Source organism: Streptomyces sp. NBC_00376 (genome assembly GCF_036077095.1).
In the GTDB taxonomy this organism is placed as follows: Bacteria; Actinomycetota; Actinomycetes; order Streptomycetales; family Streptomycetaceae; genus Streptomyces.
On sequence record NZ_CP107960.1, the window covers coordinates 7,359,707 to 7,380,086 of the forward strand.

Annotated in this window: 7 protein-coding genes and 1 pseudogene; 2 read left to right on the forward strand and 6 right to left on the reverse strand. The window is 68.5% G+C overall.

Going from position 1 to position 20,380, the window contains the following annotated elements:
- Positions 1–156 precede the first annotated feature (156 nt).
- Positions 157–2,022, forward strand: coding sequence for a UvrD-helicase domain-containing protein (locus OG842_RS33215; RefSeq protein WP_266735628.1), 1,866 nt, complete (start codon positions 157–159; stop codon positions 2,020–2,022).
- A 195-nt stretch (positions 2,023–2,217) separates the two neighbouring features.
- Here OG842_RS33215 and OG842_RS33220 read toward each other — a convergent pair whose 3' ends face one another.
- A complete protein-coding gene (locus tag OG842_RS33220) occupies positions 2,218–2,385 on the reverse strand; it encodes a helix-turn-helix domain-containing protein (RefSeq protein WP_266737302.1) in 168 nt (55 codons plus the stop codon).
- A 288-nt stretch (positions 2,386–2,673) separates the two neighbouring features.
- Here OG842_RS33220 and OG842_RS33225 point away from each other — a divergent pair.
- A pseudogene (locus OG842_RS33225) lies at positions 2,674–2,814 on the forward strand (peptidase C39 family protein); the annotation flags it as partial.
- A gap of 83 nt (positions 2,815–2,897) precedes the next feature.
- Here OG842_RS33225 and OG842_RS33230 read toward each other — a convergent pair.
- From OG842_RS33230 to OG842_RS33250, 5 genes are all read right to left on the reverse strand, one after another.
- Positions 2,898–4,271 carry an alkaline phosphatase gene (locus OG842_RS33230; RefSeq protein WP_266735626.1) on the reverse strand — a complete coding sequence of 458 codons (1,374 nt, stop codon included), beginning with the start codon at positions 4,269–4,271 and terminating at the stop codon, positions 2,898–2,900.
- A gap of 213 nt (positions 4,272–4,484) precedes the next feature.
- The gene (gene argG, locus OG842_RS33235; RefSeq protein ID WP_266735625.1) at positions 4,485–5,933 is read right to left on the reverse strand and encodes an argininosuccinate synthase; all 1,449 of its coding nucleotides are present in this window, start codon (positions 5,931–5,933) and stop codon (positions 4,485–4,487) included.
- A gap of 116 nt (positions 5,934–6,049) precedes the next feature.
- The gene (locus OG842_RS33240; RefSeq protein WP_266735623.1) at positions 6,050–7,459 is read right to left on the reverse strand and encodes a hypothetical protein; all 1,410 of its coding nucleotides are present in this window, start codon (positions 7,457–7,459) and stop codon (positions 6,050–6,052) included.
- The gene (locus tag OG842_RS33245; RefSeq protein WP_266735621.1) at positions 7,456–8,073 is read right to left on the reverse strand and encodes a type VII secretion system-associated protein; all 618 of its coding nucleotides are present in this window, start codon (positions 8,071–8,073) and stop codon (positions 7,456–7,458) included. The genes OG842_RS33240 and OG842_RS33245 overlap by 4 nt, the downstream gene beginning before the upstream one ends.
- 65 nt (positions 8,074–8,138) lie before the next feature.
- Positions 8,139–20,363 carry a hypothetical protein gene (locus tag OG842_RS33250; RefSeq protein WP_328512591.1) on the reverse strand — a complete coding sequence of 4,075 codons (12,225 nt, stop codon included), beginning with the start codon at positions 20,361–20,363 and terminating at the stop codon, positions 8,139–8,141.
- Positions 20,364–20,380: the final 17 nt, after the last annotated feature.

Consider the following 20,380-nt stretch of genomic DNA (forward strand, 5'->3'; position numbering starts at 1 on the left):
GGTTGGCGGCTGAGCGCAGCCAACCCGTCAGCACCGCGACGGGACTGCTGCACGGATAGGTGACACCTGACCTGGCTTGCTGAGAGGCGGCCTGGAAGGACTCCGGCTCCGGACGAGCAGACCGCGCTGGCCGAGCCCTCGCCTGCACCCGTCACGATGCCGGAACCGGTCGTCCCCGCAGAACCGCTCCTCGCTGGCTGTACCCCCGAAGACCTGAGCCGGCTCGGCGTCGCCGACGTGCTCATCGGCGTCGCCCTCACCGTCACGACCGACGAGGAACTCGACCACCTCATTGCCGGTGCCCCGCGTCTGACCGCCGAGGTCCTCACCGGCCTCGGCTCTGGCATGTCCGTGGACGAGGTCGAGCGTGAGATCACCCAGCCCGCCTCCACCGAACTCAAGCCGGGCTTCGAGGACGACATGGCGGCGGCCCTCATCCGCACCGCGGTCACCACGGTCGACGACGACATCCGCAACGTCCTCGCCGAGGGCGATTTCCGTGCCTGGAAGGTCTACCTCCACCCCACTCAGCGCAAGATCGTCGAGCGGAACTACGGCGGCCCCGCCCGCGTCAGCGGCGGCCCCGGAACCGGCAAGACCATCGTTGCCCTGCATCGTGTGGCCCGCCTCGCTGCAGCTCTGCCACCCGGCCACAACAAGCCGATCCTGCTGACCACGTACACCAAGAACCTCACGGCCGACCTGCGCTCCCGACTCGCCTCACTCATGGACCCGGCACTGCTCGGCCGCGTCGACATCAAGCACATCGACCAGCTCGCGCAGAGCGTCCTCGCGGAGAACGCTGCGCCCGGCTCGCAGCGCAGCCTGATTGCCGACGACCAGGCCCTGGACGTACTGCGCGAAGTTCTCTTCGAGCACGACGAGCAGCGCTGGGGCGCCGAGTTCCTCTTCGATGAATGGGAACAGATCGTCCTCGGTCAGTCCCTCGCGACCCGCCAGGACTACTTCAAGGCCCGTCGCGCCGGCATGGGACGTGCCCTGGCCCGCCCTGAACGTGCCGCCATCTGGAAGCTGCTCGACCAGTTCACCCTGCGCCTCAACGGCCTGGGCCGGGAGACCTGGGCGCAGGCTGCCGAACGGGCGGCCCGCTACGAGATGGAACGCGCCCACAAGATCAAGATCCGTGCCGAGCGCAAGGCGGACATCGGCGGCGGAGACCTGGTCCACCTCGACGACAACAGCTCAGCGATGCGCTACCTGCGCCATCGCTACCAGCACATCGTCGTCGACGACGCCCAGGACCTCAGCCCCGCCCACTGGAAGATGCTGCGTGCCATGGTCGCGTCTGGTGAGGGCGACCTCTTCATCGCCAGCGACACCCACCAGCGGATCTATGACCGGCAGGTCACCCTCTCCACCGTCGGCGTCCACATCCGCGGCCGCGCCTCGAAGCTGACGCTCAGCTACCGCACCACCCAGGAGATCCTCGACCAGGCCGCCAAGGTCGTCCGAGGGGCCACCTATGACGACCTCGACGACGGCACCGACACCCTCAATGGCTACCACTCCCTGCTGCACGGCCCCACCCCCGAGTACGTCGCCTGCGCCGACTGGACCGACGAGATCGCCCAGCTCGCCGAAACTCTCAAGCAGTGGCGCGATGACATTGCCCAGCCCGCCGCGGACGGTACGGTGCGCGACCCGAGCGGCACCATGGCCGACGGCGAGATGGCCGGCCGCGTCGCCACCGACCTGGAAATGAAGCACGGCATCACCATAGCCACCCTCACCAAGGACGGCCCGCAGGGCAGCGGCGAGGTTCACATCGGCACGATGCACCGGTTCAAGGGGCTCGAATACCAGAAGCTCGCGATTATCGGCGCGAGTGACGGGATCCTTCCGCGCACAGCCCTCGTCGAGCAGTACGAGAACACCGACCCCAACCGGTACGAGCGCGAGATCAAGAAGAGCCGCAGCCAACTCTTCGTCGCCACCACGCGAGCTCGTGACGCATTGCGTATCTCTTGGCACGGAAATCCCAGTCCGTTCCTGCCTTTGTAGTCGGTCGGACTCCATGCTGCTGTGATCGGAGGAACGGGCCCGCCATTGCAGGGGAGGTTCCAGGGATTTTCTGCCGCGTATGCAGGCAAGGTTCTGACAGCGCTGAAAGGTACGAACGCGCTGTCAGAACCTCTTTTAATCAGAATTTGAGGTGTTCACCGCGGTCCCGCCCGCGCCATCTTCTCGTGCTGACGGTCATGCGACCATTCGGCATCGCTCGTCCAGCCATTTCCGGACCTCCGCCGGAGAGAACCGAAGCTGTTGGCCTACGCGAAAGCTCGGCAGTTCCTCCTTGAGATGGTTGTCGTACACCCAAGAAGTGGGCTTCCCGAGATAGGCGGCAAGCGCCTTGACGTCCCACATCGGCTCACTCACAAACAATTCCTCTACGCTTGCTTCAGCTGCTCGCGAGGACGGTAGTGGGGAAAGGCGGCCGCACCAAGCGGGCGGGGGCCTGCCGGGTGACGAGGGGCCCGGAGTCAGCACCGATCCAGCACGACGCACCCGAACGGACCGGAACGGACGCCAGCGGAAGTCAGCACCAGGTCAGCACCAGCGCGTTCGCGCTCGATTCGTCTCACGCGGTCCGAGCCTGTGACCTGCATGTTTGTGCAGGAGGGCACCGCGTGGTAAGCGGCGCCCTCCCATTTGGAGAACATCTGGCTCCGCACCAAGCGCTACGACGCGAACGGCAAGGTCAGGAGTGGTACGGGCGGGGTCTGCTACCTGTACTGGCCTGCAAAGCCGGCGCCGAGTCAGCGTCGCGTCCTGAGGTCGTTCGGCCTGCTGTGAGCATGTGCGACGCCACGGCCGCCTCGACCACCTGACGGCAGCGTTCCCGGCCGTCCTGGCCGCGGGACGGCTTCCCGGGTGACTCAGCGCACCCGGAGCGCCTCGCGGAGGGTGGTGAACAGGTCGGTCTGGTCGGTGACGCCCAGGACCCGGTAGGCCTGCGGGCCCTGGGCCGCGATCCGGACCTCGGTACCGGTGTGCTCCTGCGACTGGCCGGGCGTGTTGGTCGAGTAGTTGACCTTGATCTGCTGGCCCTCGTCGGTGACCAGCGTGGAGGTCAGGCCGGGCGGCTGGGCCTCCAGGGGCACGATCTGGCTGCTGTGGCCGTGGTCGGCGGTGGTGACGACGAGGGTGTCGGGGTGCTTGGCGGCGTACGCGCGCGCCGTCTTCACCGCGCGGTCGAACGCGGCGGTCTCGCCGATCTGGCCGCAGGGGTCGGCCGCGTGGTCCTGCTTGTCGATCGACGCGCCCTCGACCTGGAGGAAGAAGCCCTTCTTGCCGTGGTCGCGCTTCTGCTTCGCCTCCAGGAGCTGGATGGCCTTGGCGGTCTGGTCGGCGAGCTCGGGGGTGCCGGCGGGGCGGTTCGGGTTGGAGGTGACGCAACGCTGCGGGTCGGTCCCGCCGACCGCGGCGGGCTTGCCGGTCCACTCGGTGGGAACGTTGCCGGGCGCGAAGAGGCCGAGCACCGGCTTGCCGCCCTTGACCGCCTTCAGGGAGGCGTTGTCGGTGACGACCTGGTAGCCCAGCTTCCGGGCCTGCTCGGTGACGGTCAGGCCCTTGTACCGGCCCTCGGTCACCTTCTGGTCGAAGCGCTGCTTGCCGCCGCCGAGGAGGACGTCGACCTTGTGGTTCACGCTCTGCTCGGCGATGGAGCCGGGGCCGCCCTTGGCGATCGTGTCGGTGGGGCACTTGGCCATGTCGGCGGGGCCCTGGCAGGAGCGGTCGGTGGCGTGCGAGGCGAGGACGGCCGGGGTGGCGTCGGTCAGCTCGGCGGTGGTCACCGAGCCGGTCGCGTACCCGCCCTTCTGCGCCAGTTCCAGAATGGTCGGTACGGCCTTGTCGGTGCCCGGAGTCTTGGAGATCCGGCCGTTGACGGTCTTCACGCCGGTCGCCCAGCCGGTGCCGCTGGCCGCGGAGTCGGTGACGTAGTCGGGAGTTCCGTCCGCGTGCACGGCGTAGGTCGTGTACGCGCCGGTCAGCGGGAACTTGTCCATGTCGAGGCGGCCGGCCGCACCCACCGTGTAGTCGCGGGCGAGGGTGATCTCCGAGTCGCCCATGCCGTCACCGATGAGCAGGATGACGTTCTTCGCCTTGCCGTCCTTGATGGCGTCCTTCGCGTGTTCCTTCGTGCCGGACGCACCGGCCGTCGCCGTGAGGGCGACCGCGGCGGTGGCGGTGGCGACGACGACCGCACCGGTGGCCATCAGGTGACTGCGGGAAAGGCGCTGACTGGGCATGGAATCTCCTTGATCCGGCCGGCGGGGAGCACCGACGTGGATCACCTCATCAGCGGTGGGTGAACCATCGGTGACGTGGAAGCCGCGCCCGTCCTGCCGGGACATGGCATCGGGGGCATGTGCCCGTTCCCCGTACGCCGACGGGCCCCGGCGGAAGAAAATCCGCCGGGGCCCGCTGACCGGATGCGTACGGCCGGTGGCCGGGGTCCGGTGTCAGTCCGTGCCGGACTCCATCGCGGCGCGGTCCAGCATCGTCTCCTCGTCCGTGGCCTCGCCGCGGGAGGCGATCGCCTGGGCGCCGCCCTGGTCCATGGCGCCGATCAGACCGGTCGAGGCGGCCTGTGCGGCGCCGATCGGCGTCGGGTGGCCGCTGCCGACCAGGCCCAGGCCCGCGTACTGCTCGAGCCGGGCACGGGAGTCGGCGATGTCCAGGTTCCGCATGGTGAGCTGGCCGATCCGGTCCACCGGGCCGAACGCCGAGTCCTCGGTCCGCTCCATCGAGAGCTTGTCCGGGTGGTAGCTGAACGCCGGGCCCGTGGTGTCGAGGACCGAGTAGTCCTCGCCGCGCCGCAGCCGCACCGTCACCTCGCCGGTGACGGCCGCGCCGACCCAGCGCTGGAGCGACTCGCGGATCATCAGCGCCTGCGGGTCCAGCCAGCGGCCCTCGTACATCAGCCGGCCGAGGCGACGGCCCTCGTTGTGGTACGCGGCCAGGGTGTCCTCGTTGTGGATCGCGTTGACCAGGCGCTCGTAGGCGATGTGCAGCAGCGCCATGCCGGGGGCCTCGTAGATGCCGCGGCTCTTGGCCTCGATGATCCGGTTCTCGATCTGGTCGGACATGCCGAGACCGTGGCGGCCGCCGATCGCGTTGGCCTCCATGACGAGGTCGACCGGGGAGGCGAATTCCTTGCCGTTGATGGTCACCGGGCGGCCCTGGTCGAAGCCGACCGTGACGTCCTCGGTGGCGATCTCCACCGACGGGTCCCAGAACCGCACACCCATGATCGGCTCGACCGTCTCGACGCCGGTGTCGAGGTGCTCCAGGGTCTTGGCCTCGTGCGTGGCGCCCCAGATGTTGGCGTCCGTGGAGTACGCCTTCTCCGTCGAGTCCCGGTACGGCAGCCCGTGTGCGAGCAGCCACTCGGACATCTCCTTGCGGCCGCCCAGCTCCGTGACGAAGTCCGCGTCCAGCCAGGGCTTGTAGATCCGCAGGTGGGGGTTGGCGAGCAGGCCGTAGCGGTAGAACCGCTCGATGTCGTTGCCCTTGAACGTGGAGCCGTCGCCCCAGATCTGCACCCCGTCCTCGAGCATGGCCCGTACCAGCAGCGTGCCGGTCACGGCGCGCCCCAGCGGCGTGGTGTTGAAGTACGGGCGGCCGCCCGACCTGATGTGGAACGCACCGCAGGAGAGCGCCGCAAGCCCTTCCTCGACCAGCGCGGCACGGCAGTCGACGAGCCGGGTGATCTCGGCGCCGTACGCGGAGGCACGGCCGGGCACGGACGCGATGTCGGGCTCGTCGTACTGGCCGATGTCGGCGGTGTACGTGCAGGGGACGGCGCCCTTGTCGCGCATCCAGGCGACGGCTACGGAGGTGTCGAGCCCGCCGGAGAAGGCGATGCCGACGCGCTCGCCGGTGGGGAGGGAGGTGAGGACTTTGGACATGGCAAGATTATGCACCGCATCGCATGATCATGCAACATCCGTCATTGTTGATCACGGCGGGCCGGCCCCCGGCGGGGGCCGGCCCGAAGCGGTAGATCACCAGGAGCGGCAGATCGTCAGGAGCGGCAGGTCGCCCTTATCTGGGCGGCGGCGTGATGCGCCTTCTCCCATCCCTTCGACCAGTCGTCGCCACGGTCGAGCAGCTTCACCCCGATCGTGGAGCCCTTGAGCGCGAAGGTGCCCGCGTCCACCCACTGGCCGCGGTGGGCGACCTGGTTGATCGTGAAGCTGCTGTACATGCTCGTACGGTCGTTGGCGTTCACCAGCACGTGGTACTTGGTGGGGTGCCCGCCCACGTACAGCGAGTTGCTGATGTTCGGGATGTACACCGAGATCTGGCAGGTGCGTGCCCCGGTGCCGGGCTTCCACCACCACTTGACGCGGCTCTTCGCGTCGACACCGGTGTCCCCCGACATGGGGACGGAGACGTAGCGGCCGTTGCAGCCGTTGCCCGACCAGCCGCCGGACGGGCGGGTGTACCAGCCGGCGCTGCCTTCGGAGAAATAGCCGTCCTGCTGGTAACCGCCACCGGCCGGAGTGGGGCAGCCAGGACCGGCGACGCCGGTGTACACCACGGTCGACTGCGGGGCGGCCTTCTCCGTGGTGCCGCCCGAACCGCCCGCCGCGCCGCCGGCCGCGCTGCCCGTGCCGGTGCCCTTCTTGTCCGTGGTGGTCTTCCCGGCCGTGGTCTTCGTGCCGCCACCGGACTTCCGCGTGGAGCTGTCGCCGCCCGCGGTGGTCCCGCCGGTGGAGCCGCCGCCCTCGTTGAGCGGAGTGGAGCCGTGAGCGCCGTCGGGGGAGGGGTCGCCGCCGTCGGTGTTCTCGCCGTCCTTGCCACCGGACGCCCCCTTGCCGTTGGGCTTACGTGGCGAGGGCGCTGCCGACGCGAATGCGCCGGGTATGTCTCCCTTGCCGGAACCCAGCAGGGTCCCGGGGGCCTCGCCGCCGCCTGCCGAACGCTTGCCGTCGTTGCCTCCACCGGCATGTACCAGGAAGGGGACCGCCACCAGCAGGACACCGGCGATGGCGGCGCCCGCCAGGACCGCCTTGTTCGGGCGACCCGTCCTCTCGGGAGCGTCAGCAGTGGTGGTGGCGGTCATGGTCGCGGTGGCTTCCGCCTCCGCATCGGACTCCGCATCCGCCTCGGCGGTCGCGGTCCCGCCTTCGGCAGCGGTGGCGGTGGTGGTCGGTGCCCCGTTTGCCGTCTCCTCCTCCTGTTCGTGCTTCCGCCCCGGTTCTGCCGCCGCTTCGGAGGTCTCGGCGGACGCCTCGCCGGGCTTCTTCGGTGCCTGACCGGCTGACTCTCCCGGAGCGGTGGACGGCTCTGCGGCCCCTGCCGTGCTACCGCCCCCGGCGGACGCCGCGCGAGCGGCCCGTACCGAGGTCTCGCCCGTGGCGGCCTCCGAGGTGGCGTGGGCCTCCGGCTCGGAGGCGGCCGCGGTTTCTTCGTTCCTGGACGTGGTCATGAGGTCCTCTGGGTGACGGGACTGGTGGGGAGTGAGTGGGACGATTCGGTGGAGACGGTGGCAGGCGTGGAGACGGCGGGCCGGACGGCGTCGAGCACCTGGCGCGCGTCCAGCAGGATGCGTGCCGGGCCCGCCGGGTTGACCGAGAGGCGGACCTGGTCCGTGGGGAGGCCGCGCACCAGATCGGCGACGGCGACCGTGTCGTGCGCCAGGGCGCCCTCGAACGGCTGATGGGGCACGGCGGTGAAGAGCGGGATCGCGGGTGAACCGTCGGCGTCGGCGACGGTCAACGGGCCTCCGTCCGGCGCCCGGAGCACCGCCGCCTCCGCGGCTGCCAGTGCCTCGACGGCATCGCTCAGCGGGCCGTACCCGGTGACGGCCAGCTGAACGGCGGCATCGACCGGATCGGTCGGTTCGGGCCAGCCCAGGGCGAGCGGGGACGGGCGGTAGTCGTCGTTGGGCTGCCACTCCACGACCTCGCCGTCGAGCCCGGACCGCCACTCCCCGGCCACTGCCCAGGGCGGCGGGGCGGCATCGTCCGTCCATGCGGGATCGACGACGCCGATCCAGTGGTCCGGTGCCTCCCGTGCGGCCTCGCGGATGTGATCGGGCACGGGCGGTAGTTCCTGGCCGGCCGGTCCGTCGGTGTGCTGCATCTGTGTGCCTCGGTTCGTGTCCGTCATTGCGTCGCTATGCGTGCCAGCGCCGCAGAAGCCTCGTCGGTGTGCCGGAGAATCGCCGCGAACACCGGATATTCGCGCAACTCATCGCACGCCTTCATGGACAGATGACGGTGGTGGGCGAGCACCGTCAGCATCTGAATATTGGTCAGCCCCAAGTCACCCATGGACAGCCCCCGGGGCGCGAGTTCCAGCGTGGCCATCGCGGATTTGAGCGGATCCTTGAGCGGGCGCAGAGTCACCTGCCGTACGACGATGTCCTGCACCCCGTGCCTTTCGAGGACATCGGCGAGGACCTCTGCGAGGAACTCGGGGGAGGGAGTGTCCTGTTCCGCGTCGCCGTCGTCGTTGTTGTCGTCGTTGTCACCTCTGGACGTGGACGTGGACGTGGCTCTTGCCAGCGGGTTCAACTCGCCGTCTGCGAGATCGCCCGTCTCCGATGCGTCGAGGTCGTCGACCGAGGTGTCGGCGGTCTGCCGCGCGTCCGTGTCGTCCTGATGGCTGTCCTGATCGTCGTGGTGCATCGAGCCGTCGTCCAGCGAGTGTTGCGGCTCGGAGCTCGTGAGCACGGGGGACAGGGCCGCCTGGTAATGGCGGTCCTTCAGGTACAGCACGACTCGTCCCGTGGGCTCGTCGGTGGTACCGGGCTCGAAATCCTGGAACGTGCCGTCGTCCCGGACGACCGTCACCCTGACGCCGAAGGTTCGGGCGGCGAGCGCGGGCAGCAGGTCAGCGGCCCCGTGGTCCCAGCCGGTGTTGTCGGGTGCGTTGCCGGGGCGCCGCAGCTGTGCCAGCGCGAGTGCCTTGCGCTCTTCGGGCGACAGCTGCGCGTACAGCGGCAGGGTGCCTGCGGGATCGTCGAACTCACGTTGCTCGGGTGACCCTTCGGCGAACGTGGGGCCGCCGTTCGCCAGTTCCTGCTGAGCGAATCTGTCGAGGAGGTCCGGAGTCGTGAAATCCAACAGGTCGCCCGAGTCGTTCGTCAGGGTGTCCGTCATCCGTCCGAGCAACTCGGCGACGGGCGTTGCGGTGTTCTCGGAGTTGCCGGTCAGGGTCGATGGCGGTGTGCCGGTGTTCCGGAGCCCGGCCGCGAGTGCGTGGAAGAAGGCGTCGCCGTCCTCGGGTACGTCATGCAGTGTGTACGTGTCACCGTCCGGGGAGACGAGCGCCTGCGCGGTGTTCGAGGAGTCCTGCGCCGTGTCCGGGACGGTGAACCTGGGGGTCTCCGGCTTCGGTGACTCGGGGGCCGTGAAGACCACCGGGGGAGGCTTGGGGCCTCGGCGTGGTGTGCGGTGGTACCACCGGGTGAGCCGGTCCGTCGCCGCCCGCACCCGGCGGAACTCCCGCATCGCCTCGCGCGAGCGGGCGGCCAGCTGCTCCATCTGCGCCGGCCGGCCGGCTGCGGCCTGATCGTCTTCCGTCGACTCGGTGGCGGCGCGCCGGACCTTCCAGTACGCCTTGTCCGCGTCCACCCACGCCTTGCTCGCGGCGGCCACCGAGGTCCAGGCGGCGGTGACGTCGGCCGGGAAGGTCGTGTCGTCGATCAGTCCGAGTTCGCGGGCCACGTCCTCCCGTACCCAGGCCAGGACATTGGTCCGGTACTCGACGACTTGTGACCTGCTTCCCGGAAGGAAGACGCCGGCGAGCTTGCCGTGGACGATCGTCGCCTCGCCCAGCCAGTCCGTGGGTATCGAGAACAGCAACGCCCGGCCCGTCTTGGGCTTGATGTTCTGCTGGGTGCCGTCGGCCGAGGCGATCTTGAGGGTCCCCGACTCGCCGGTGTTCCCCCCGCTGCCCGTCGGCGCGGGCGACATGGTGCCGACCGGCGGTACGGACGTGCCGACGGTCGTACCGAGCGTCGTGCCCTGCGCGCCGGTCTCGGTGATCGAGACGTCCGAACTCGTGGTCTGCCGCTCGGGGCTCTCCATCGTGGCGTCCGCCGCCACGCTCAGCAGCACCGCCTGATTCAGCTGGGGGCGGGAGAAGAGCCGGTAGCTGCCCTGGGTGTCCAGGGCGATACCGGCATCGTGCATCGTGGCCGCCAGATAGCCGTTGGGCGTCGCGGTGTTGGCGAAGAAGGCCGCCGTCTGGGTGCTCGCGAGCCCGTCGGACAGCGCCTGCCCCGAGGCCAGTCCCTGGGGGGCGAGGCCCGACCTCCGGGCCTTGGCCGCCGCCTCCGTCAGCTGCGGGCCGGTGAGCTCGACGGGATCGGTGGACTTGGGCAGGTGCGGGAGCTTGGTGTTGAACGCCTTGGCCATGGCGAGGTGAGCGGCGTCCAGTGCCGTGTCGGTGCCGGTGATCCGGCGGGGCATGAAGCCGTTGGACGGCATGGTGAACAGTTCCGTCCCACCCGCTCGCCGCCACTCCTCGATCTCCGCGGTCGTGAGCTGTCCTGCTCGCCGGAGCGTGATGCTGGGCGACGGGTTCTGGTCCTCCAGCGGCTGTGTTTCCTCTGTCTCCTCGACGGTGATCTCCTGCTGCGAGACCGGGGCGATCTGCTGCGTCGAGGACGAGACGCTCTCCTGTGCGGCGTCGGCGTCGTCGTTCACGTCCGGCATGGCCAGGCTGAGCGGAAGCTGCTCGCGCAGGGTGCCGACCGGGAAGTCCCCCGACGTGAGCTCCGTTCCGTCGGAGTTCACCAGCACCATGCGGAGCCGGTACGTGGTGAGGAAGTCGGCGTAGGGCTCGTTGGGATAGAACGTGTAGTTCTTCGTACGGCTCGCCGATGTGGTGACAGTCCTCTGCTGGGTGACGGCGAGCGACTCGGAGAGGCTCGGCCCGGCGGTGGGGGCGGCGGTGTTCTGCGTCCGCACCGCTTCGCCGACCGAGAAGCCCGTCGTCGTGGTGACGGCCTTGACGCCGTTCACCTCGACGGTCTCGGTCATGCCCAGGGTCTCCTGGAACGTGACGCTGTGATCGATTCCGTCGAACTCGGTCTTCTCCTGGACGAGTTCGATGCGTACCGTCGCACGCTGCGAGCCGATGGACACCTGGCCGAGCTTGGTCCAGGCGGTGCGGGTCACCGCAGTGACCCCGTTCCGCGCGGCGGCCATCTGCTGCCGAAGGGCGAGGAGCGCACGCGGCGACACCATGTCCAGGATGTGGTCCCGTCCGGCGTCGTCCACCCCCTGCGACTTGAGGAGTTCGGCGAAGTCCCGGGCGGCCCGGGAGGAGTCCAGGGAATTGACCGGGAACGAACCGAACGGTGTGTCCTTCAGCCAGGGCGCCGGGGACCAGGAGTCCTCCTTGTAGAGGGGCACGGGAGGAAGCCCCTGGCCGACCAGCCCGAGACGGTGTGCGGTCTTCTCCGGGATGTGGCCGAGCCATCCGCCGGGTACGTTCAGCGTGAATCCCGCGTAGTGCGTGTTCAGTATCGGCAGCAGGGCGCGCAGGGGGCCGGACAGGCCGTGGGCCTTTGTCGTGAAGCCGACCTCGTGCTGGATGTCGGCGGTGACCAGGTACTTGAGGTTCTCGTCGTCCCGGTCGTTCTCCACCGCGACCGTGTTCGTCACCGTCGCGGTGCGGCCCTTCGTCCATGCCCCGTTCAGGATCAGTCCGTACGTGCCGACCAGCGAAGGCCCCTGGTCGTGGCTGCGTGCGTAGGCGAGCCCGAAATTCAGCTTGGCCACCGTGACCGAGGTCTTCGCATGGGACACCTGGGTCTCGGCGCCGAGTGTCAACTCGGTCTCCACCGCGACGGGTTTCGACTGCACGACCGGATTCCCGAACGAGACCCGGTGGACGAGCCGGCCGATCCGGTTGATGTACGGGCCTGCGCCGAACAACTCGACCATGCGCATGCCCGCGGGGGTGACCGACTGGTCCAGGAACGAAGCGAGGACCTGCGGCTGGAACTGACGTATCACCGCATCGTGCGGTGCGGCTCCGTACAGGCTGAACTGCCAGGCATTGCCGGAGCCGTCCTTGAGCGCCGTTTCCAGGGCCTGTCCCAGCTCGGAGCTGCCGGCGACGGCGATGACCTGGTGGGGCAGATCGCTGAACGGGGTCAACGGGCTTGTCAGGTCGATGAGTTCGTGGACCTCCGTGTCACCGCCCGAGTTTTCGTCAGTGTTTTCGCCAGCGTTCTCGTCCGTGTCACCGTTCAGCAGATCCTGAACCTGCTTGGTACTCAGGAGGGTGGGGGCGGGACGACCCGGATTCGGCGTCCGTTCCTGCTCCTGTGGCGGGTTCGGGGGGTTCGGCGGGATGTGCTCATCGGGCACGTCGAGCAGCACCCGACCGGTCACCGCCGGACGGCGTGCCGCGCCGCCGATGAGGTCGATCTCCGCATTGCGACCGACGGAGAGCCCCGTGCCGAGCAGGCCGAGGAACCGCAGCGGCTCGCGGAACCGCCAGTACCCACCGCTGGTGACGGTCACCGACAGCTGGTAGCTGAACACATGCGACGGCCCCGACGTGGCGTGCAGGGGCTCGTAAGAGACGGTGGCACCGGAGCCGGTCTTCCGGGCCTTCTGCCAGGCGAACCGGCCCGCCGGTGTGATCACACCGCTGTTGATCGGCTGCTTGAAGGCGTCGGTGTTGTTCTCACGTGCCGAAACCCCGACGTCGACGCCGAACTCCCTGCTGTGGGACACCGTGCCCGAGCTGTCCAGCCGCTGAGTGCCGGGTGTGCTGCTTCGAAGGATCAGCTCGTTGCGCGTGCCCTCGTAGCGGCGTCCGGTCAGGTCGCCCTTGACCTGGATCCAGCGGTACTTCCGCTTGGTTCCGGTGATGTCGACCAGGCGGATGCGCAGTCCGTCGGCGGCGAAGGACTCCAGCTGTCCCGCCACGCTGTGATGGCTGAGGGCGTCCATGACACTCAGGGTGTTCTGCAGAGCGGCGTTGAAGTGGTTCTTGCCCCGCCACCCCCTCGACTTGTCCGAAGGATCCGTGAAGTCGGCGAGCGGGGCGACGAGACCGGGGTGCTGCTCGCCGACGGCCGCGATCACACTGTTCGTCAGCTCGGTGAGGAACGAGGCGGGGGACGGGGGCGGTGGCGTGTTCGCCCCGGACGCGCCCTCGGCAGTGCCGCTGTTGCTGTTGCTGTCGTTGTCGGGGAGGAACGCCTCCACCCTGGTCATGCCGAGCAGCGTCGGATGGTCCTCCGGCAGATAGACCGGAGGCAGTGGCTCGCCCGTGTGAGGCGTCACGGGCGTGATGACGCCGTTGCTGTCGCTGTTGCTCCCCTCGGCTACGGAGGCATTACCGGCCGGGAGCTGGGCCGAGCGGGTGCGCAGGGTCGTGCCGTCGTCCCATCCGGCGAGGCGGCGCGCCTCGGCGCGGGTCATCCGGTCGAGAGTCCGTACGGTGAATGTGCTGCTGCCTTTCCCTCCGGATCTGCGGACGTGGACCTGCTTCTCCACGAGGTACAGCTCGGTGCGGACCTTCTTGGCACGTCCGACGATCTTGCGGCTGCCCGAACCGCCGAAGCCGGTGGTCCGGGTGGAGCGGTTGCCGAACTGCGCGAAGCCCGCCACCTGCACGCGCGGCTGGGCCGCGCTCGTCGCGTACTCGTCGAAGGAGAAGCTGGGGCCGACGGTGAACTGGAGGTCCTGGCTGTACGCGGTGGACGTACTGCGGTCGTTCTTGATGACCCGCTGTATGGCGTTCCGCAGTTCGGCCGCGTTCGTCCCCGAGACGTGGGTGGCCCTTCCCGGCACGATCTTGTCCACGACGAAGACGCCGGAGGGTTCGCCGGAATCCGTGAAGAGGGGCTGGCTGGTGACCGGACCGTGCGCCATCCGGTCCGCGGTCCGGATGAAGTTCTCCGAACTGAAGAACCGGGTGATCTCCGCGTGCATCGCCGAGCCGACGACGGCTTCGGCGTTGTTCACCGCCCATGCGTGGATGTCCGCGACCGAGCCGTATCCCTCGGTGTGCACCGTGCGGTAGTCACTGTGCTCGCCGAGTGTCATCTCATGAGGTGCGTGCTCACGGTTGTATTCGGCGGTCAGGTTGTCCGGGAGACGCAGCAGCAGCCCGTTCTTCACACCGAACGTTATCGGGGCGTCCTCGTTCTGTTCCGTGGATCGGGTGCCCGGCCGGCCGAACCGCTCGGTGATCCTCTTCAGTTTCCCGTGCTTCTCGGGCGCCGGGTCCGTCAACTCGACGGTGTACAGCACATCACCCAGGTACAGATGCGATTCGTCGGAATGACGGCTCTCGACCTGGCTCAGGGTCTGGTCCTGGAGGTTGAAGTCGACGGACTTCGTGAAGCCCAGGGTGAGGCCCACCCGCCCGAACATGCTCGCCGACCCGATGGGCGGGCCCAGCGGGACCGCAACACCGAACTGCCTGGAGGAACTGGCCGTCTCGGACTTTCCGGAGGTGATCTGGCTGCGATGGATCTGGTCCACCTTCACCGGGTCGAGCGTGATCGGCGCCCCTTTCTCATTGGTGATCATGGACCAGGGGGCCTGCGGGCGCTGGGAGACCCGCAGTTGGCGGACGCGTCCCGAGGTGTCCTTGAACGGGGCGGAGAGCCAGCCGTCCCCGTGGAACAGATGGGGCGTCTGCTTCAGGGCCCGTTCCAGTTCGCCGAGCGGGTTGTTCGCGACGACACCGGGGCGCCGGGCGGGGACGGGTAGCGCAGACGTGGCAATGCGGGTGAGTACGTTGTCGACGCCGCGCTGGATCACCTGGCTCTCACCGTAGGTGAAGGCCGAATCGCGGCTCACACCGTCTCCGGTGATGTACGTGGGCAGCTTCAGACCGCCCGGGAACTGCTGGACCGCGCTGTCGAGCGATGCCTCTGTCATCTGGTCGTCGATGGTGGCCGGGCGCTGTTCGGCGAGCCTGGCCACGACGAGCTGGACCACGTCGGTGGAGGAGGTGTCGGTGTCGGTGTTCGTGGTGGATGTCGATGCCGGCTGCTGGTTCTCCTGCTGGTTCTCTTCTTGGATCTCCTGCTGTGATTCCTGGTGTGTCTGCTGCGGATCGAGCGCGTCCTGCGTGACGTCGTGGGAGGGGGAACGGAGGTCGTCCTGCCGTGCGGCGGCGGCCGGTCCGTTCTCGGTGGATGCCTCGCTGACCCGGTCGAACAGGGCGGAGTACCGGTCCAGGCCGGGGATGTCGGACCCTGACAGTCCTTCGGTGACGCGACGCAGCAGATCGGGTGTCATCCGCCCGTCGCGGTACGGCTCCCAGACGGCGTCGTTCCCGCCGAAACGCTCGTTGTCGAGCGCGCCGAGCGCCGCCAGCAGCGAGTCGTGGTCGGGGGACTGCGCGATCTGTGTGCCGAAGGTGCCGCGCAGGGTGCGCACCAGCTGGAGCGTTCGCGTCGTGGCCCAGGGGTCGGGGGTGTCCTCGGAGGACGCGGCCGCGGTGGAGTTACCGACGCCTGCGGCGTCCGTGTCGTCCGTGACGTCTGCCGGGGGGTGCAGACCCGCCGTGCGGGCGAGCGACGTGAGTTCGGTGCCGGCGGGCTCGGGAGCGTAGGAGATCCAGTGACCGGGGTTCTCCTGGTTGTCCCGGAAGAGCACCGGGCGTATCCGCTGATCGGCACCGATCGCCGTGCCCGCCGTCGTGGTGGGCGCGTACACCGTCCTGCCCGTCACATTGGCGACGTGCTGGGCGACGGACAGCCCCCCGTGTGTGGGCGAGGCGCCGGTGGAGCAGGCGTACAGCACGATGGGACGGTCCTTCGGACCGAGGTCGGCGGAGTGCTCCAGATAGCGGCCGAGTTCCCGGCCGCTGATCACCATGGTCGTCCCGTCCTCCCGCGTCAGCACTACCCGGGTGGGAGTGCCGTGCGCCGCGAAGAAGGACACCTTCTGGCCGCCCCAGGGCAGCTGGCGCTGCCGACGGTACATCGACGATTCCTGGTGATGGTGGTCCTGGAAGGTCGTGGAGGTCATGACGGTGTTGAAGCGCCCACTCCGCTGCGCCCAGTCCGTCTGGGTGTACGAGGCGAGGACCGACGAGTCGGACGTGTTGTCCGCGACCGTCTGCCGGACGATTTCGTCCGAGTCGACGGTGGGGTCATCGGCTGAGCGGACGGACCTGAGCAAGAGCCGGGGAGGTGGCGTGGCGGAATTGGTGGCGGCGGTATCCACGGCCGGTGAGATATCCGTCGTTGCTTCGGTGGGGGTGTCGCCGAAGAGGCCGAGGCTGATGTCGATTTCGGATTCGTCGTCGGCTTTTGGGGTGGTGGGGGTGTCGCCGAAGAGGCCGAGGCTGATGTCGATTTCGGATTCGTCGTCGGCTTTTGGGGTGGTGGGGGTGTCGCCGAAGAGGCCGAGGCTGATGTCGATTTCGGATTCGTCGTCGGCTTTTGGGGTGGTGGGGGTGTCGCCGAAGAGGCCGAGGCTGATGTCGATTTCGGATTCGTCGTCGGCTTTTGGGGTGGTGGGGGTGTCGCCGAAGAGGCCGAGGCTGATGTCGATATCGGAGCCGTCGTCGACGTTCACGGCCGGGAAATCCGTGGTCCTGGATTCCTCGCCCTCGCCATGGCTCTCCTCCTCGTCGTCCTCGTTCTGCTCCTCGGCTGTGCTCTCCTGCCGGCTCACGGTCCGCGTCCGGATGCTGTCGGAACTCGACGAACGGTCATCGGTGGTCTCGTCGTCGGATTCTTCGTCGGACTCGGACTCTTCCCGCTGGTCCCAGTCGGTCCGCCAGCGCTGCGAATCCTGCGAGTCGTCGTCTTCCTGGTTCTCGTCGTGGTCGAGAGACTCGGTCCGGGGCAACGCCGGACGATCGGTGAGGGCCAGGCGAAGGGCCTGCAGCGTCTGGTCGTTGTTCGGATCGTGCGCCTTGGCCCGGAGGTTCCCGAAGTAGGTGTGCAGCCGGGAGCCGGGCCGCATCAGCTCGTCGATGGCTTCCGCAATGACCTCGGTCGCGCTCTCCTCCGGCACGACGGACATGCGGTCCATGGTGCGGCGGACCTTGACGACATGGTCGTCCCGGAGTTCCTGCAGCTTGGTCAGGACCGAGGCGTACTGATCCTTGGTGATGGTCACCCCGAGGCCGGTGTACGGGTCCTTCACGACGGCCTTGACGTTCTCGCCGTCACCGAGCAGCGACTCCAGGTCCTCCGTGCTCAGCACACCCGTTGCCAGGAGGCGGTTCATCTCGTCCCGCGTCAGGACTCGTCCTTCCCCGTCCTTGGGCAGCGACGGCATCACGGACTGGGCCGTGCGCACGTTCTGGAACGCCGTCCATTCGGGCGTCGACTGCTTCATGGCTCTGCGGCCCCACTGGCTGGGATGGGTGATGGCCTTGGTCACCTGGCCGAGATGATCTGCCGCTACCGGGTCGAGCCTGTCGTAGGGGGTGTGATGGGTCAGAGCGGAGAAGTACGGGCGGCCCAGCAGCTGCATCAGGTTCGTGGTGTTGGCCCCTTCCAGCACCGCCGGAAGCGTGCCGAGCTGGAAGACCTGCCGGAACACGTCCTGGGGGAGGCCGGGAGACTGCACGACGAGGACGTCATCCGGCCCGAGCCGGGCAAGTTGCTGGTCGAGGTCCCCGGCGGTGATCTCGGTCCGGCTCAGGCGCGCATCGGTGTGGGCGGGGGCGTAGTCGACCGTGGTGCGGCCGAACGACAGGATCACGGACGGCTTGCCGGTCCCGGCCATGGTGATCCCGGCGGCCAGTGAGGTGAGCGCCGACACCCGGCCCGGATCGGCGACGTTGTGCAGGCCGTAGACCGGCATGACCTCGGTGCCGTTCCGGTGAACGGCACGGGCGACCGCTTTGAGCCCGGCGGCGACGGCCGGATCGGTGACCCGTCGGTCGATCAGGTCCGTGAGCTCGTCCTCGGTGAGGAGAGGGGTGTGGAAGTTGAACAACGCGTCGGAAGCCAGGGCGTTTCCCTCGTCCTCGGACGGCTCGGTGCTCTCCAGGTCCCTGACCTCGACTGCGCCGTCCGCGGACGGCCTGCTGTACAGATAGCGGTGCGAGGTGTCCCAGGCATAGGGCTTGAGCACGATCGCCCGGTCGGTTCCCAGGAAGTTCAGGAACCGCTCCGCCGCCTCCTGGTCGTCGTCGAGCCGGTCACTCGCCGCGACCATGACCAGGCCTTGGGCCCCCGGCTTCCCGGACGCCCGGGGGTCGGTCGCCGGCTGGTACGGGTCGAACGTCCGGGTCTGCCAGTTGACGCGGGCGTTGAGGCTGTCACTCAGCAGGAGCTTGAGTTTCTGCTGGACGTTGTCGGGAGCGATCGCGGTGATGGGCCCCGTATAGCCCAACTCGTCGAGCGAGTCCATCATCATCGTTGCGGCTGCCTGGTGGCCGAAGTTGGCCGCGTCGTCGATGTAGATCGTGACACCGCCCTCGGCGCCGTTCAGCTTGTCGCGCAGCTCCCTGCGGAGGTCGATCTCCTGTTGTGAGGGCGCGATACCCCGACGGTGGGCGGCGATATCGGCCAGCAGCTGGTGCGGCGGCTCGCCGGGGGTGCCGAGGAGCTGCGACCACAGCTGATGCTCCGGCACCGTGACAGTGTCGGGGGCTGCCTGCGACGGGGGCGGGGTCTGCGTCTCGGGCAGGGGCAGCTCGTTGTCGGAGGTGCCGTCCTCGGTGAGCAGGCCGGTGCTTGGCTCGGTGTCGTTGTCCGGGCCCTGGCCCGTTCCGTTCTCCGTGTCCGACTGTGTGTCCGACTGTTTGCTCGATGTCTGCTCGTCCTGCGACGCGTCGGGGCTGTTGTTGTCGGAGGAGTTGTTGCCGGTGTGGGGGGCGTTGGACGTGCTGGATGTGCCGGACGTGTGGGACGGACCGGTGTGCCTGTCGGAGCTCGCGGGAGGCACCGTCCGCTCGTCGGAGGTCTGCTGGGTCTCCTGCTTCGTGCGGCCGGCGTCGTCGGTGTCGTCCGTGTCGTCCGGATTCTTCGTGCTGTCGTTGTCGGCGTCGCCCGTGAAGTCGGTGCTGTCGTCGTTGCTGGAGGTGTTGACGGACCCCTTGGTGGCCGGTCCGGTCGAGCCGGACGGGCCCTTGGAGCCCGGCGACGGGGACGTCGACTTGGGGTCCGTCCGCTCGTCGTCCCCCGTCTGCTCGGGCTGTTCCTTCTGCCCCGTCTGTTCGGTCGAGTCCGTCTGGTCCTGGGAACCGGCACCGTTCGTCGTGCTGTTGTTCTTGCCGCCCCCCGACGCCCCGCCTGCCCCGGTCGTCGATCCCTTTCCGGTCGTGGCCGGGCTCCCGGTGCCGGTTCCAGCTCCGCTCCCGGTTCCGGACCCCGTTCCGCTCCCGGACCCCGCCCCTGTGCCGTCCTCGTCCGTCTGGCTCGCGGTCGGCACCTTCGTCCCGGCGAAATTGTTCTTCACCCAGGTACCGGGCTTGGACGCGCCGCTCCCGAGCAGGGACTCGGCCTTGCTGCTGATCCCGGAGCCCAGGAACGTATCCCAGCTCGTCGTCCAGTTCCCCGTCATCAGGCCACCGGCCACGATCTCCGCGACGGCCTCCGAGCCACCCGAGGTCAGGAAGTCCTTCGTGTCGTTCAGCGCGGTGTTGCCCAGATTCTTCGCGGAGAAGGTCTTCGGGCGGGGGGCCTTGTCGGTCACGTCCTTGGTGAGGTTCTTTACCGGGCCCGAGCCCGTGAAGTTCTTGAGCAGCTTGCCGAGGCCGGACGAGAACACCCCGTGGAAGAACCCCGCGAACGCGCCGAAGACACCGTCCTGCGCTATGGCCTTCCAGTCGAAACCCTTGGGCCGCCGCCCGTCGGGCCCCGCCATCATCATGGCGAGGCGCACCGCGAAGGTCTGGAACGCCTCCTGGAACGCCTCGCTCAGGCTCGGCATCAGATGCGTACGCTGCAAAAGCGTGTCCAGCACCGTCAGCACCACCACCCGGCTGCGCGCCTTCGCCACCGCGGTGTCGCTCGCCGAGGCCCCACCCGAGAAGAACGCCATCACGGCGATGATCAGCAGCTCGATCATCAGCCGGATCAGCTCGGCGATGATCTGCCACTTGGACTCGGTGATGTTCATCGACGTCTCGGTGCGCCCGTCACCGATGGTCTTCAGCTGGTCGGAGAAGTCCCGGAGATGGTTGGTACCCCCGTTGTCGATGAAGAGCTTCATCGACTGGAGGTAGTTCGCGCCCACCTTGGGCGGGAGCGACCTGCTGATCCCGACGACCGACTGCTCGATCTCCCCGGACAGGTCGGTGAGCCGGTCGGCGAGCCGGTGGTACGGCCGCCGGCTGGCGTACGCCAGATCTTCGTCAGCCTGCAACAACCGTTCGCCGATGAGGACGAACAGCAGGTTGTTCAGCTCGGGCGTCGCCTTGATCGACATGGGGCCGTGCTCTCTGC

Excerpts from the sequence above, each read along its gene's own strand:
- OG842_RS33215 (WP_266735628.1), top strand. The coding sequence starts at position 157 with ATGCCGGAACCGGTCGTCCCCGCAGAACCGCTCCTCGCTGGCTGTACC.
- OG842_RS33220 (WP_266737302.1), bottom strand. The coding sequence starts at position 2,385 with ATGTGGGACGTCAAGGCGCTTGCCGCCTATCTCGGGAAGCCCACTTCT.
- OG842_RS33230 (WP_266735626.1), bottom strand. The coding sequence starts at position 4,271 with ATGCCCAGTCAGCGCCTTTCCCGCAGTCACCTGATGGCCACCGGTGCG.
- argG (WP_266735625.1), bottom strand. The coding sequence starts at position 5,933 with ATGTCCAAAGTCCTCACCTCCCTCCCCACCGGCGAGCGCGTCGGCATC.
- OG842_RS33240 (WP_266735623.1), bottom strand. The coding sequence starts at position 7,459 with ATGACCACGTCCAGGAACGAAGAAACCGCGGCCGCCTCCGAGCCGGAG.
- OG842_RS33250 (WP_328512591.1), bottom strand. The coding sequence starts at position 20,363 with ATGTCGATCAAGGCGACGCCCGAGCTGAACAACCTGCTGTTCGTCCTC.